This is a genomic window from Sphingomonas fucosidasi, assembly GCF_036663855.1.
GTDB classification, from domain to species: domain Bacteria; phylum Pseudomonadota; class Alphaproteobacteria; order Sphingomonadales; family Sphingomonadaceae; genus Sphingomonas; species Sphingomonas faeni_B.
In genome coordinates, this window is record NZ_JAXOJR010000015.1 from 21,277 (window position 1) to 35,467 (window position 14,191).

At 65.9% G+C, this 14,191-nt stretch carries 15 protein-coding genes; 7 read left to right on the forward strand and 8 right to left on the reverse strand.

Annotation, left to right across the window (positions count from 1 at the left end):
* Positions 1-5: 5 nt before the first annotated feature.
* Genes U1737_RS19595 through U1737_RS19610 form a run of 4 tightly spaced genes read right to left on the reverse strand, consistent with a single transcriptional unit; the run spans position 6 to position 2,906 of the window.
* A complete protein-coding gene (locus tag U1737_RS19595; protein ID WP_332797967.1) occupies positions 6-539 on the reverse strand; it encodes an ankyrin repeat domain-containing protein in 534 nt (177 codons plus the stop codon).
* On the reverse strand, positions 532-1,701 hold the full coding sequence (locus U1737_RS19600) for a glutathionylspermidine synthase family protein (protein WP_248521540.1): 1,170 nt from the start codon (positions 1,699-1,701) through the stop codon (positions 532-534). The genes U1737_RS19595 and U1737_RS19600 overlap by 8 nt, the downstream gene beginning before the upstream one ends.
* Positions 1,701-2,447, reverse strand: a complete 747-nt coding sequence (locus U1737_RS19605) for a PspA/IM30 family protein (protein WP_187502087.1) — start codon at positions 2,445-2,447, stop codon at positions 1,701-1,703. Before U1737_RS19605 ends, U1737_RS19600 begins: the two co-directional genes overlap by 1 nt.
* Before the next feature lie 24 nt (positions 2,448-2,471).
* On the reverse strand, positions 2,472-2,906 hold the full coding sequence (locus tag U1737_RS19610) for a YjfI family protein (protein WP_133031098.1): 435 nt from the start codon (positions 2,904-2,906) through the stop codon (positions 2,472-2,474).
* A 244-nt stretch (positions 2,907-3,150) separates the two neighbouring features.
* On the opposite strand from U1737_RS19610, the gene U1737_RS19615 reads away from it, so the two are divergent.
* From U1737_RS19615 to U1737_RS19625, 3 genes are read left to right on the forward strand one after another with little or no spacing between them, the layout of a single operon-like run.
* Positions 3,151-3,792, forward strand: coding sequence for a DUF2491 family protein (locus U1737_RS19615; protein WP_332797968.1), 642 nt, complete (start codon positions 3,151-3,153; stop codon positions 3,790-3,792).
* Between the two features lie 32 nt (positions 3,793-3,824).
* A complete protein-coding gene (locus tag U1737_RS19620) occupies positions 3,825-4,238 on the forward strand; it encodes a DUF350 domain-containing protein (RefSeq protein ID WP_128452645.1) in 414 nt (137 codons plus the stop codon).
* A 10-nt stretch (positions 4,239-4,248) separates the two neighbouring features.
* Positions 4,249-4,818, forward strand: a complete 570-nt coding sequence (locus U1737_RS19625) for a DUF1190 domain-containing protein (RefSeq protein ID WP_248521547.1) — start codon at positions 4,249-4,251, stop codon at positions 4,816-4,818.
* A 142-nt stretch (positions 4,819-4,960) separates the two neighbouring features.
* On the opposite strand, the gene U1737_RS19630 is transcribed toward U1737_RS19625, so the two are convergent.
* The 3 genes from U1737_RS19630 to U1737_RS19640 all read right to left on the reverse strand — a co-directional run bounded on the left by U1737_RS19630 (position 4,961) and on the right by U1737_RS19640 (position 8,363).
* Positions 4,961-6,448 carry an MFS transporter gene (locus U1737_RS19630; protein ID WP_332797969.1) on the reverse strand — a complete coding sequence of 496 codons (1,488 nt, stop codon included), beginning with the start codon at positions 6,446-6,448 and terminating at the stop codon, positions 4,961-4,963.
* On the reverse strand, positions 6,449-7,528 hold the full coding sequence (locus U1737_RS19635) for a LacI family DNA-binding transcriptional regulator (RefSeq protein ID WP_432715051.1): 1,080 nt from the start codon (positions 7,526-7,528) through the stop codon (positions 6,449-6,451).
* A gap of 208 nt (positions 7,529-7,736) precedes the next feature.
* Positions 7,737-8,363, reverse strand: coding sequence for a glutathione S-transferase family protein (locus U1737_RS19640; protein WP_248521550.1), 627 nt, complete (start codon positions 8,361-8,363; stop codon positions 7,737-7,739).
* A 102-nt stretch (positions 8,364-8,465) separates the two neighbouring features.
* On the opposite strand from U1737_RS19640, the gene U1737_RS19645 reads away from it, so the two are divergent.
* Complete coding sequence (locus U1737_RS19645; RefSeq protein ID WP_332797970.1) at positions 8,466-9,881, forward strand: dihydrolipoyl dehydrogenase; 1,416 nt, start codon at positions 8,466-8,468, stop codon at positions 9,879-9,881.
* Between the two features lie 150 nt (positions 9,882-10,031).
* On the opposite strand, the gene U1737_RS19650 is transcribed toward U1737_RS19645, so the two are convergent.
* A complete protein-coding gene (locus U1737_RS19650) occupies positions 10,032-10,232 on the reverse strand; it encodes a hypothetical protein (RefSeq protein ID WP_332797971.1) in 201 nt (66 codons plus the stop codon).
* A 99-nt stretch (positions 10,233-10,331) separates the two neighbouring features.
* Here U1737_RS19650 and paoA point away from each other — a divergent pair, with 99 nt between their 5' ends.
* Genes paoA through paoC form a run of 3 tightly spaced genes read left to right on the forward strand, consistent with a single transcriptional unit; the run spans position 10,332 to position 14,133 of the window.
* Positions 10,332-10,988, forward strand: coding sequence for an aldehyde dehydrogenase iron-sulfur subunit PaoA (gene paoA / locus U1737_RS19655; protein WP_332797972.1), 657 nt, complete (start codon positions 10,332-10,334; stop codon positions 10,986-10,988).
* On the forward strand, positions 10,985-11,935 hold the full coding sequence (locus tag U1737_RS19660) for an FAD binding domain-containing protein (RefSeq protein ID WP_332797973.1): 951 nt from the start codon (positions 10,985-10,987) through the stop codon (positions 11,933-11,935). The genes paoA and U1737_RS19660 overlap by 4 nt, the downstream gene beginning before the upstream one ends.
* A 5-nt stretch (positions 11,936-11,940) precedes the next feature.
* Positions 11,941-14,133: an aldehyde oxidoreductase molybdenum-binding subunit PaoC gene (gene paoC, locus U1737_RS19665; protein WP_332797974.1), complete on the forward strand. Its 2,193-nt coding sequence runs from the start codon at positions 11,941-11,943 to the stop codon at positions 14,131-14,133.
* Positions 14,134-14,191: the final 58 nt, after the last annotated feature.

Consider the following 14,191-nt stretch of genomic DNA (forward strand, 5'->3'; position numbering starts at 1 on the left):
GTGGGTTAGGTTGCGGATCCGTCCAGCGATTTGGCAAAACGTGCCGCCAACGCCGTGTTCCATTGCGACACTGCCAGCGAATGCACGCTGTTCCCGGCCGCATCGACGATCGCCGGGTCCGCGCCGTGCTCCAGCAACAGGTCGATGATCGCGGTCTTGTTCACCAGCGCGGCCATCATCAACGCCGTTTGTCCGACGCCGTTGCGCCGGTTCACGTCGGCGCCCGCGTCGAGCAGGATCTGCGCGATCTCGGTATAGCCTTTGAAGCAGACGCCCATCAGCGCGGTGTTGCCGCGTGCGTCCGCGGCGCCGTCGACCTGGGCGCCGGCGGCGAGCAGAGCCGCGGTGGCTTCGGCCTGGCCGTTGTAGCTGGCGATCACGAGCGGCGTGTAGCCCTTGGCATCCGTCACCTCGATATCGACGCCTGCCTGCACCAGCGCGGGGATCATCTCGTCGCGCCCCGTCCGTGCGGCGTCGAAGATCAGTTCGATCAGCCGCTCCATCGGCGGCAGCGGGGGTAGCTCTCGCGCTTCAGTCATCATTCGCCTCGATGATATGCGGCACGAACCGCGCGAGATTGCGCGTCACGACCGTTTCATCTTCCCGAACGCCGATCCCCGCGGCTTCGTTGCCGACCATCCACGCACCGATCACCGGATGACGGCCGTCGAACACGGGTGGCGGCGCATAGGCCTGGCGGATCGCGCCCTCGGCACCATAGCCCTGGTCGAGCACCGCGTGGCCGCTCTCGCCGATCACCTCGACGTTCGCACCCTCGCGCGAGAACAGCGGTTTGCGCACATATTTCGGCCCGAGGATCTTCGCCGCAGGATCGTCGTCGAAGAACGCGGGGAGCAGGTTCGGATGCTCGGGATGCCGCTCCCACAGCAGCGGCAGGATGCCCTTGTTCGACAGGATCGACTTCCACGCCGGCTCGATCCAGCGCACGTCGGCGCGCGACAGGTTGGGCGCATAAGGCTCGCGGAGCATGAACTCCCACGGGTACAGCTTGAACGCCGCCTGCACCTCGAAACCATCGGTGTCGATAAAGCGGCCGTCGGCGGCGAGGCCGATGTCCTTCATCTCGACGAACTTCGGCTCGATCCCGACCTGCGAGGCGAGATCCTCGAAGAACCGCACCGTCTGCCGGTCCTCTATCGCCGACGCATCCGCCGCGAAATGGACGAAACCGCCGCTCGGGAACAGCGCGCGGAAGCGTTCGCGCAGCTTGTCGAACAGGCTGTTGAACTGATCCGTCCCCGCCGGCAAAGCACCGCTGGCGAGCAGATCCTCCAGCCACATCCACTGGAACGTCGCGCATTCGAACACCGATGTCGGCGTGTCGGCATTATACTCGTAGAGCTTGGCCGGGCCGGTGCCGTCATAGGCGAAATCGAACCGGCCGTAGAGCGATGGCTGGCGCGTCCGCCACGTCTCGGCGACGTAGTTCCACTGCTCGCGCGGGATCGCGAGGCGTTCCATCAACTGCTGGTCGCGAACCACCTCGTCGACCAGATCGAGGCACATCGCATGGAGTTGTTCCGCCGCGGGCTCGAGGTCGTCCTCGATCTCCGCCAGCGTGAAGGCGTAGGCCGCGCCTTCGTCCCAATACGGCTCGCCGTCCGTGTCGTGATAGACGAATCCGATCGCGTCGGCCCGTTCGCGCCAGTCGCCGCGCGGGTCGACCGCGATCCGGCGCATCAGGAGTCCGACGTCTTGTCGTCGCGCTGCTCGATCTGCAGCGTCTGGCCGACTTGCGGCGTCTTGGGCGCCGTCAGGCGCGCGAGGACATCGTCGGCGGACGACTGGCCGGGGCCGATCCCCGCCAGCCGCAGCTTCTCGTCGAGATCGGCACCGGTGCGACGATCTTCCAACTCACCCGCCGCCTTGATCCGCTCGCCACGGATCGCCTGTCGCTCGCGAATGCGCGCGAGACTGTCCGCCGCCGACCCGAGCTTGTTGCCCGCGCCCATGCTGCCCGACGCGACCGAAGCCTGCGCCTTCTGTACCGACTCGTTGACCTTCACGACCTCGACCTCGCGGCGGAGCTGTTCGATCTTGCGGTCGGTCTGCGCGACGGCGGTGTGGATCTGCTCCTCGGCGGCGCGCATGTCCTCGACCTGCGGGGTCTTCAGCGCGATGTCCTGTTCGAGATCGGCGATCCTCTGCGCGACCTGACGCGCGAGATCCATGTTGCCCTTCTCGACCGCGATCCGCGCTGAGGCCTCATACTTCGCAGCCTGAGCGCGGAAGCTCTCGACTTCGGTTTCGAGAATGCGGCGGCGCGCGACCAACCCCGCGAGATCGTCGCGCGCCTTGCCCTGCGCCTTATCGGCATCGCGAATTTCCTGGTCGAGGATGCGCAGGGCGTTCGCGTCGACGACCGCCGACCCCGCTTCGTGCGCGCCGGCACGACCGAGGGTGAAAAGCTTGCTCCAGATGGCCATGCCAGTCTCTCCGTTTGTATCAGTTCAGGCGGCAGGAACCTGCGCGTGGCGCAGGTCGGTGGCCGCATCGATCGCGTTCTCGGCAAGCGTGCGCAGTTCGATGATCACGGTATCGAGCCGGCTCGACGTCGCGAGTTCGCCGAACAGCTCGTAATAGTCGCGGCCGTCGACCGTGCCGATCCCGAAGTTCGACAGCGGCACCAGCTTCTGCGATTTCAGCAGGAAGGTGTTGAACGCCAGCTGATCCTCCTGCTCGTCGCAAGGCCATAGCAGCGTCGAGCACGCGATCTGCGCCTCGCTGACGTTGACGAACAGTTCGAGGTCGCCGTGGTGGTGCATCGTTACCAGCAGGACGGGGTCGGCGCCTTCCAGGATCCGCGCGGAAAATTCGCCGGCTTTCGCAGGCTCGGACGTGTCGAGCGCCGCCTTCAGGCTGCGGACGGTCCAGATATCGGTCAATGCAAGAACTCCCGTACTTGTCGCTCGACCGCACACATAGGCGTTTCGCAAGCGCCTGCCACCCTCCCCACTTCCGTCATTCTGCTCTTCCTTCCGTCATCCTGACGAAATTCAGGACCCAGGGTAACCAACCGCAGCGTTTATGCCTCTGGGTCCTGACTTTCGTCAGGATGACGGTGTTGCGCTTTGCGAGCCTGCGCGCTTTCGCCTAAGAGGCACGCAACCACAGAGACGCGAGGATTGCATGTTCGATCGCCTGTTCGGCCGCAAGCCAGCGCTTGACGGCAACGCCCTACCCGTCGTCCGGAACGTGACGCTGGGGCGCACGGTGACGGTCGATCCGCTGGCCTGGCGCCGGTTCGGGTCGGAGCTCCTGTTCCCGTTCGATCGCGATACGCTGGTGATCGTCGCGCAGGGGCTGATCGACCTCAACGAGGGCGGCTTCGTCCACCGGTTCTACACCGACGACGACATCATGTTCCAGGCGGTGTCGAACGATCGCGCCGGGCAGGACGTCACGGATGTCACGCTGTTCGCGCCATGGGACAGCGCCTATCCATCCTCGGCGGCCGAGCGTCCCGCTTGGAATAGCCGCCTGAAGGCGCGCACTTTCACTGCCGAAGGACTGCCAGACTACAGCCGTTCGTGGTTCGGCCCCGAAGCGAGCGAACAGGATCCCGTGACGTTCTGGGAAGAACTGCACGACGACCGCGACGGGATCGTCGACCGCCGCATCTTCCAGACTTGCATGCTGTTCAGCCGCGACCTGCCTGGCGACGATGGCCGCGAACTGTTGCTCGCGATCGACATGGAGAACGAGGCCGGCGAGGTCTCGTTCGAGATCATGCTGGGCGTGGCACTGGAACTCGGCGAGTTCAGGGCCTAGCGTCACGCGCAGACGGCTCCGGGGGAAATACGATGATCGACCAATATAGCTTCGGCGCCAGCGCGCTCGCCTTCCTGATCGCGTTCGTGGCCGCGGGGGCGTTCACGATCGTGTTCAAGATCATCTTCCAGGCGACGACGCCGTATCACGAAAAATCGCTGATCCGCGAAGGCAATACCGCCGCTGCGATCACGCTGGGTGCGGCGCTGCTCGGCTATGTCCTGCCATTGGCGTCGGCGCTCACGCATACCGTCACGCTGCTCGAATTCGCGATCTGGGCCCTGCTGGCGGGCGTGATCCAGATCGTCGCCGCGCTCGTCGTGCGGCGGCTGGTGATGCGCGACATCCACGACCGGATCGTCCGTGGCGACATCGCCGCGGCGACCTATATGGGGAGCATCTCGCTGTGCGTCGGCATCCTCAACGCCGCCTGCATGACGAATTGAGGAAGCATCGATGAAGCGTTCCAGAACGATCGTCCTGACCAGTCTGATCGCAGGCTCTGGTGTCTCGCTGACCGCGTGCGATGGCGACGTCGGCGGCAAACCGGTCGAAGCGCAGAGCTATGCGTCGGTGCAGGAATGCCGTGCGGCGGGTGCCTTGTCGGCGGTGCAATGCGACACCGCGTTCGAGCAGGCCAAGGCCGATGCCGCAAAGACCGCGCCGCGGTTCGAAGACAAGCAGACCTGCGAGGAGCAATATGGCGCCGCACAGTGCGAGCCGCGCAACAACGGTAGCGGTGGAAGTTTCTTCACGCCGCTGCTGACCGGGTTCCTGGTCGGGCAGGCGCTCAACGGCGGCTTCGGCAACCGCGGCGCGCCGATGTACCGGGATCGTGACGGCAATTATTACGGCGGCGCAGGCGGCCGGATCAACCGGGACTATGTCACCGGACGCACCCGCGTGGGCTCCGACGCCTTCACGCCGACGACGGCGAGAGCCCCTGCCCGCGTCCAGTCGCGCAGTTCGGTGATCTCGCGTGGCGGCTTCGGTGGCGGCTTCGGCGGCCGCAGCTTCGGCGGCTAGCTTCTGATCCTCCCCCGCAAGGGGGAGGTGGCTGGCCCTTGCCAGACGGAGTGGGCGGACACGGAACAGCGGTTTACGCCGTCCTCCCCCTCCGTCGCCTTCGGCGCCACCTCCCCCTGGCGGGGGAGGATTGAAATTGGCTTCAGGCGTTCCGCTCCACCCGCAGCATCGCCAGTGCCGCAACCCCCATCACGCCCGCAGCGATCAACATCGCCCAGACCGCGTCGCCGGGGAAGAACGTCCGCACGACCTGCCCCATCACCGACGACACGATCAGCTGCGGCAGGACGATGAAGATGTTGAACAGGCCCATATACACGCCGAGCTTCGCCTGGGGCAGCGCGTTGGACAGGATCGCATAGGGCATCGTCAGGATCGACGACCAGGCGATCCCGATCAGCACCATCGATCCGATCAGCAGATACTGGTCGCGCACCACGAGGAACGAGGCGAACCCCACCGCGCCGCAGAGCAGCCCGAGGATGTGCGCGTCGCGTCGCCCGATCCGAGCGGCCAGCGTCGGCATCACGAACGCCCACAGCGTCGCCACCCCGTTGTACACCGCGAACAGCACGCCGACCCAGTTCGCGCCCTCGTTATACGCGGCACTCGTCGTGTCGGTCGTGCCGAACACGTGCTGCGTGACGATCGGCGTGGTGTAGATCCACATGATGAACAGCGCCGACCAGGTGAAAAACTGGACGAGTGCTAGCTGCTTCATCGTTTGCGGCATGGTGCCAAGATCGCCGACGATCTGGCTGAGAACGTTGGACTCCCTGCCCGACCGGACCAGCGCCGCGCTGACCAGCAATGCCACCCCGAATGCGATCAGCCCACCGCCGAGCAGGTATACCGGCTTGTCGAGCCCGAACCGCGCCACCGCGGCGATGACGATGGCTCCGAGCGCGATCCACACCGGCGCGAGCTTTGCGCTCGACCGTACGACCGTGTCGCGGGGCGCAACCTCACCCTCGTCCTCGAACGCTGCCATCTCCGCCGGCGAATATTCGCTGGTCGTCAGCACGGTCCACAGCACCGCGAAGAACAGGGCTAATGCACCGATGTAGAAACCGTATTGCACCGAGGGCGGAATGCCGCCCGCCGGCGCGGTGTTGGCGACCTGGAACACGTCGGTGAGGATGATCGGCGCAAGGCTCCCGATCACCGCGCCAGCACCGATGAACCCGGTCTGGAACGCGAACCCTGCGGTCCGCTGGCGGCTGCCGAGCATGTCGCCGACGAACGCGCGGAACGGCTCCATCGCGACGTTGAGCGACCCGTCGAGCATCCACAGCAGCACCGCGGCGACCCACAACACCGGCGCGTTGGGCATTGCCAGCAGCGCGATCGTGGCCAGCATCGCGCCGGCGAGGAAATACGGCCGCCGGCGCCCGAGCTTGCCCCAGGTCCGGTCGCTGTAATGCCCGATCACCGGCTGGACGAGCAGCCCGGTCAGCGGCGCCGCGATCCACAGGAACGCAAGATCGTCGACGCTCGTCCCCAGCGACTGGAAGATCCGGCTGACGTTCGCGTTCTGCAGCGCGAATCCGATCTGTATCCCGAAAAATCCGAACGAAATATTCCACAGCCCCCAGAACCCCTGGCGCGGCTTTTCCCTACGTGACAGCATTCAGCGTCCTTCGCCCGACGAGCGCCGGATCACGAGTTGGGTGGGGAGCATCATGCTCTCGACCGGGCGATTGCCGATCCGCGCGAGCAGCATCTCGACGAGCCGCCGCCCGGCGAGACCGCTATCCTGCGCGATCGTCGTAAGTGGTGGGTTGGCGAGGCTGGCCGCGGGGATGTCGTCGAACCCGACGATCGCGACATCATACGGCACGGCGATCCCCGCGCCCGCCAGCACGCGCATCGCCGCGAGTGCGATCAGATCGCTGGCCGCGACGATCGCGTCGAACTGGACGCCGCGCTGGAGCAGCTCGTGCGTGGCCCTGGTCGCGTCCTCCTCGGTCGAGATCGATTCGACCTGAAGTCGCGGATCGACCGTCTGGCCGTGCTCGCCGAGCGCCGCGACATAGCCGCGATACCGGTCGTGGAACTCGGGATAATGATCGGTCGCACTACCGAGAAACGCGATCCGCTTACGCCCCCGTTCGAGCAGATGCCGCGCCGCCGCCGTCCCACCTGCGATATTGTCGCAACCGATCGTCAGACCGGGCTGGCCCGGCTGGACCGAGCCCCAGCGAATGAAGTGCGTCCCCTGCGCGACCAGCATCTCGAGCCGCGCGCGATAATCGGCATAGTCGCCATAACCGAGCAGGATCAGCCCGTCGGCGCGGTGGCTGTCCTCGTAATCGGTGTGCCAGTCGCTGGAGAATTGCTGGAACGACACGAGCAGGTCGTAACCGTGCGACGCGCACGCCGCCATCATCGCGCCGAGCATGCCGAGGAAGAACGGATTGACCACGGTCTCGTCGGGCGTCGGATCGCGGAACAGCAGCAGCGCGATCGTCTTTGTCGTGCCGTTGCGGAGGTTGGAGGCGCTACGATCGACGGTGTAGTTGAGCTGTCGCGCGATCGCCTCGATCCGTTGCCGCGTCGCAAGATTGACCGTCGGGCTGCCGCGCAACGCTCGCGAAACCGTCGGTTGCGACACACCCGCAAGTTGCGCGATGTCGAACGAAGTCGGCTTTCCCGTGAGCTTGCCCATGGGCTTGGCGGCGGCAGTCACGACGATCGGGTCCTCCAGCATCCTCACGGTTCCACACGCGCCTTGCCGGCGAGGTGACCGTGATCGAGCATCACTCCAGAATGCGGGGCGCGTCAACGAACGGCACGGCGCCACCGTGACAATCGTGCCACAGAATCAAGCCGCTACCGCTACCATGCCACTGAATACGTATGCGCAGGCCATGCGGGGCCCGCCACCCCGGTCAAACGTCGGGATGGCGGTCATACGGTCAGCGACGCGGCGCCATCAACGGTCCGCCGATCTCGGTGGCGGCGATGAACGCCGGGCGCGCGCGGAGCCGGTCGAGATAGGCGGCGACCTCGGTGTGCTCCTTCAGCAAGCCTGTGCTTTCGGCGATCGCCAGCATGTAGCACATCTGGATATCGGCCAGCATGAGCTGGTCGCCCATCAGGTACGGGCCATCGCCGACGCCTGCAGCGATATAGTCGAGCGTCTTGGTCACCTCGGGGCCGGTGAACTTGGTCAGGCCTTCGGGGAGCCCGCCCATTCGCTTGCCGAACATCGTCATCATGATCGGCAGCGCGGCCGAGCTTTCGACATATTGCAGCCACTCGTCATGGATCGCGGCGGCGGCGCTGTCGATCGGTGGCGAGAAGCGGCGGTCGCCGTACCGCGCATCGATATAGGACAGGATCGGCGCGCTTTCGGCGAGCGTCAGGTCGCCGTCGACCAGCACCGGCGCCTTGCCGAGTGGATGGATCGCCTTCAGCGTGGACGGGGCGCGGAAATTCGCGTCGCGCTCGTATTTGACGAGGTCGTATTCGATGCCGAGCTCCTCGAGCAGCCACAGCACACGGATCGAGCGCGAATAGTTCAGGTGGTGGAGAGTTAACATAAACGTCCTTCGTCAGGGAATGTGCTGCACCGCGGAACGGCTGGGCGGCATCGAAGGTTTCGTCGACCGTGGCTCCGGAATTCTCCGGCGACGGAGAGACGTATGACGAAGCTGACCTGCGACGTGGCTATCATCGGCGCGGGTACCGCGGGCCTTGCCGCCGAGCGCAGCGCGCGTCGCAACGGGGCGAAGACGCTGCTGATCGACGAAGGCTTTGGCGGCACGACCTGCGCGAGCGTAGGGTGTATGCCCTCCAAGCTGCTGATCGCCGCGGGAAACGCAATGCATGCCGTGAAGCACGCTGGGGTCTTCGGCGTCGAGGCGTCGGGCAAGGTCGACGGCGTCGCGGTGATGACGCGGGTTCGCAAGGAACGCGACGCGTTCGTCGCCGGCGTCGAGGCCTCGATCGACAAACTGCCCGACGACGTGAAGATCGGGGCACGGGCGAAATTCGCCCGCGCGACGGTCCTTTCGCTCGGCGATGGTCGCGAGGTTCATGCCAAGGCGGTGGTGATCGCGACGGGATCGAGCCCGATGATCCCCGCAATGTTCGACCCGGTGCGCGACCGGGTTCTGACCAACGAGAGCATCTTCGAGCTCAAGGATCTGCCCAAGTCGCTCGGTGTGGTCGGCGCGGGCGCGCTGGGGCTCGAACTGGCGCAGGCGATGGCACGGCTCGGCGTCGATACGATGGTGTTCGATACGGGCGAGACGATCGGCGGCTTAAAGGATCTCCACGTGGCCGAGGCGTATCACGCGATCCTGGCGCGTGAAATGCCGATCCTGCTGGGTGTCGAACTCGAGGTGAAGCCCGAGGGTGATGGCGTCATGCTGTCGTGGAGCGGGGCCGCGTCGGGTGAACGTACCTTCGACTATCTGCTCGTCGCGACCGGGCGGCCGCCGCGGATCAAGGATATCGCGTTGGAGACGACCGGGCTTGCGCTCGATGAGCACGGGATGCCTGACTATGACTGCGAGACGATGCAGTGCGGCACCGCGCCGATCTTCATCGCGGGCGACGCGGATCATGATCGTGCGGTGCTGCACGAGGCGTCATCGGAGGGGACGATTGCCGGGCGCAATGCGGCGAGCTATCCCGAGGTCACGCCGGGCAAGCGGACGGTGCCGTTCGCGATCACCTTCACGCATCCCAACGTCGCGGTGATCGGCAAGATCGCCAAGGACGACGACGCGGACAGCGTGATCGGCACGGCCTCGTATGACGATCAGGGCCGCGCGAAGGTCGAGGCGTGTAATGCCGGGCTGGTGCGGTTCTATGCGGATCGGCGTGATGGGCGGCTGACCGGCGCGACGATGGCGGGACCTGCGGTCGAGCACAGCGCGCATCTGATCGCGTGGGCGATCCAGAGCGGCTGGACCGCGACCGAGGTTTTGGACCTGCCCTTCTATCATCCGACGTTCGAGGAGGGGATGAAGGGTGCGTTGCGCTCGATCTGCAGCGAAGTGCACGCACCGACGCCGCCGGACCGCGACGACGGGTTTACGCCGGGGACTTGAGTTTCAATTCTGATCCTCCCCCGCCAGGGGGAGGTGGCTGGCGCTTGCCAGACGGAGGGGGCGGAAAAGGGAAACCGCTGCTCCGTATCCTCCCCCTCCGTCACCTTCGGTGCCACCTCTCCCTTGCGGGGGAGGATCGAGGGGGTGGCGCTATTCCTCCAGATCGAGATACGCGACGACGTCGTTCTCGGTGGTCAGATACAGCCCCGCCTGGACATCCTCCTCCTGCTGCGCGGCGATCACCAGCGCCTCCTCCAACGAGCCGTAGAACAGCGTCGTTGCCGCCCCGCCCTCGCCGCTATCGTCGAGGTGGTAGAGCCGAGCCGACACGCTGGAAGAGATCGTACGCATTCCAATACCTTGCTCAAAAATTTCGCGGAACAAAACCGACACGGCCCGGCGCAACTTTGCCGAGCTTCGTCCGTTCGGGTAACAGATACAGGGGTTTATATGCATCACGATGAAACTTTTCCGGTGTCGCGCCGTGGCGTGATCGCCGGCGGCGTCGCGTCGGCCACCTTGGCGGCCGCACCCGTCGCGCAGGCCCAGACGCAGAACCAAGCACAGGGGACGACGCAACCGGCCCCGCCGACCATGCCGGTCACGCTCAAGGTCAACGGCCGTACGACGAAGCTGAACGTCGACACCCGCACGACGTTGCTCGACGCGCTGCGCGAGAATTTGAAGCTCACCGGCACGAAGAAGGGCTGCGACCACGGCCAGTGCGGTGCGTGCACGGTGATCGTCGAGGGTCGCCGGATCAACAGCTGCCTGACGCTCGCGGTCATGCATGAAGGCGAAGAGATCACCACGATCGAAGGCCTCGGCACGCCCGAGAAGCTGCACGCGATGCAGGCGGCGTTCGTCAAGCATGACGGCTATCAGTGCGGATACTGCACCCCCGGCCAGATCTGTTCGGCCGTCGCCACGCTCGGCGAGATCAAGGCGGGCATCCCCAGCCACGTCACCGGCGATATCGCTGCTCAGCCGACCGTCAGCACCGACGAGCTTCGCGAGCGGATGAGCGGCAATATCTGCCGCTGCGGCGCCTATTCGAACATCATCGACGCGATCCACGACGTCGCCGGTACGGAGCGCACGGCATGAAGGCCTTCACCTACGAGCGGGCGACGTCGACGAAGGAAGCCGCCAGCGCCGCGGTCCGCACGCCGGGCGCAAAGTTTATCGCGGGCGGGACCAACCTGCTCGACCTGATGAAGCTTCAGATCGAAACGCCGCAGCATCTGATCGACGTCAACGGCCTCGGCCTCGACAAGATCACGCCCACCTCTGAGGGCGGTCTCCGTGTCGGCGCGCTGGTCCGCAACACCGATCTCGCCGCCGATGCGCGCGTCCGGAAGGATTACGGCGTGCTCAGCCGCGCGCTGGTCTCCGGCGCATCGGGCCAGCTTCGCAACAAGGCGACGACGGCGGGCAATTTGCTCCAGCGTACACGGTGCCCGTATTTCTACGACACCACCAAGCCCTGCAACAAGCGCCAGCCCGGCAGCGGCTGCGCGGCGATTGGCGGTTTTAATCGCAATCTCGCGATCATGGGCACGAGCGAGGCGTGCATCGCCACGCATCCGAGCGACATGGCGGTTGCCATGCGCGTGCTCGACGCGACGGTTGAGACGGTGAACGCGGCGGGCGAAACGCGTGCGATCCCGATCGCCGACTTCCACCGCCTCCCCGGCGCGACGCCGAACATCGAGACGTCGCTGGCCCCCGGCGAACTGATCACCGCCGTCACGTTGCCGAAGCCGATCGGTGGCACGCACATCTATCAGAAGGTACGTGACCGGGCCTCCTATGCGTTCGCGCTGATCTCGGTTGCCGCGGTGATACAACCTGGCGGTCGCGGCCGTCTCGCCTTCGGCGGCCTCGCGCACAAGCCGTGGCGCGTCGAAGCGGCCGAGGCGCAAATGCCCAATGGCGCCAAGGCGACCGCGTCGGCCGTCCTCGCCGGCGCCCGCACCACACCACAGAACGCGTTCAAGCTGCCGTTGGTCGAACGCACCATCGGCGCCGTGTTCGAAGAAGCGAAGGCCTGACGCCCATGAAGTTCGATACCCCCGCCACGGCGAACCCGACCGACCGCATGAAGGTCCTCGGCCAGCCGATCGACCGCGTCGACGGCAAGCTGAAGACCACCGGCACCGCGCACTATGCCTATGAGCGCAGCGACGTCGCGCCCGATGCGGCCTATGGCTATATCCTGGGTTCGGCGATCGCCAAGGGCCGGATCGAGAGCATCGACGACGCCGACGCGAAGGCCGCACCCGGCGTGCTCGCTATCGTCACCTACAAGAATGCCGGCACGGTCGCGAAGGCCAAGGCGCATACCGCACGGATGCTCGCCGGCCCCGACGTCCAGCATTACGATCAGGCGGTAGCCGTCGTCGTCGCCGAGACGTTCGAACAGGCCCGCGCCGCCGCCAAGCTGTTGCGCGTGACCTACGCTCGGACCGCTGGCAGCTTCGATCTGGAAGCGGTCAAGGCATCGGCCACGAAGCCCAAGGACGGTACTCCCGACACCGCCGTCGGCAATTTTGCAGGGGCCTTCGCCAAGGCAGCCGTCAAGGTCGACGAGCGCTATACCACGCCCGACCAGAGCCATCAGATGATGGAGCCGCATTCGACCACGGCCGCCTGGAAGGGCGACAAGCTGACGCTGTGGACGTCGAACCAGATGATCAACTGGGCGGTCCGCGACATGAGCGAGACTCTGGGCGTGGCGAAAGAGAATATCCACATCATGTCGCCTTATGTCGGCGGCGGCTTCGGCTCGAAGCTGTGGATCCGCAGCGATGCGGTGATGGCGGCGCTCGGGTCGCGGGCGATCGGCGGTCGTCCGGTGAAGCTCGCGCTCGCGCGTCCGCAGGTGATGAACAACACCACGCATCGCCCTGCGACGATCCAGCGCCTCCGCATCGGTGCGCAGAAGGACGGCAAGATCACCGCGATCGCGCATGAGAGCTGGTCGGGCGATCTGCCCGGCGGTGGTCCCGAGACCGCGCCGAACGCGACGCGGCTCCTGTACGCGGGCGCTAACCGGATGACCGCGACTCGCCTTGCGGTGCTCGATCTCCCCGAGGGCAACGCGATGCGTGCGCCAGGCGAGGCCGTCGGCCTGCTCGCGCTCGAAGCGGCGATGGACGAGCTGGCCGAGAAGCTGAAGATGGACCCGGTCCAGCTGCGCATCATCAACGATACGCAGGTCGATCCGGAAAAGCCGTCGCGCCAGTTCTCGCAGCGCGATCTGGTCGGCTGTCTGAAGACGGGCGCCGAACGCTTCGGCTGGAACAAGCGCAATCCCGTCCCCGGCCAGATCCGCGACGGGCGTTGGCTGGTCGGCATGGGCATGGCGTCCGCGTTCCGCGACAACGTGACGATGAAGTCGGGCGCACGCGTCGGGATCGACAAGAAGGGCGTTGTGACCGTCGCCACCGACATGACCGACATCGGCACCGGCAGCTACACGATCATCGCGCAGACCGCCGCGGAGCTGATGGGAGTCCCCGTCGACAAGGTCATCGTCCTGCTCGGCGACAGCAGCTTCCCGGCATCGTCGGGCTCCGGCGGCCAGTGGGGCGGCAACAGCTCGACGGCAGGCGTCTATGCAGCGTGCATGGCGCTACGGGATTCTGTCGCGCGGAAACTCGGGTTCAACTCGACCGACGTCGTGTTCGAGGACGGCAAGGTGAAGTCGGGCAACCGCAGCGTCTCGCTGTCGGAAGCCGCCGGCGATGCCGGCCTGTCCGCGGAGGACTCGATCGAGTTCGGCGACCTGACCAAGACCTACGCGCAGGCCACGTTCGGCGCACACTTCGTCGAGGTCGGCGTCGACTCGGCGACCGGTGAAATCCGCGTCCGCCGGATGAGCGGCGCGTTCGCCGCGGGTCGTATCCTCAACCCGAAATCGGCGCGCAGCCAGGTGATCGGTGCGATGACGATGGGCGTCGGCGCGGCGTTGATGGAGGACGCGATCGTCGACAAGCGCTTCGGCTATTTCGTCAACCACGATCTCGCCGAATATCACGTCCCCGCCCATGCCGATATTCCGGTGCAGGACGTGTTCTTCATGGATGAACTCGACGAGAAATCCTCGCCGATGAAGGCCAAGGGCATCGGCGAACTCGGTTTGTGCGGGGTCGGCGCGGCGATCGCCAACGCGGTCTACAACGCGTGCGGCGTCCGCATCCGCGAATACCCGCTGACGCTCGACAAGGTGATCGGCAAGATGGCTTGATACCCTGCCCTCCATCCCGCCGCATCAGCGGTCGGGGTGGAGGGCAAAACCGGCTCTG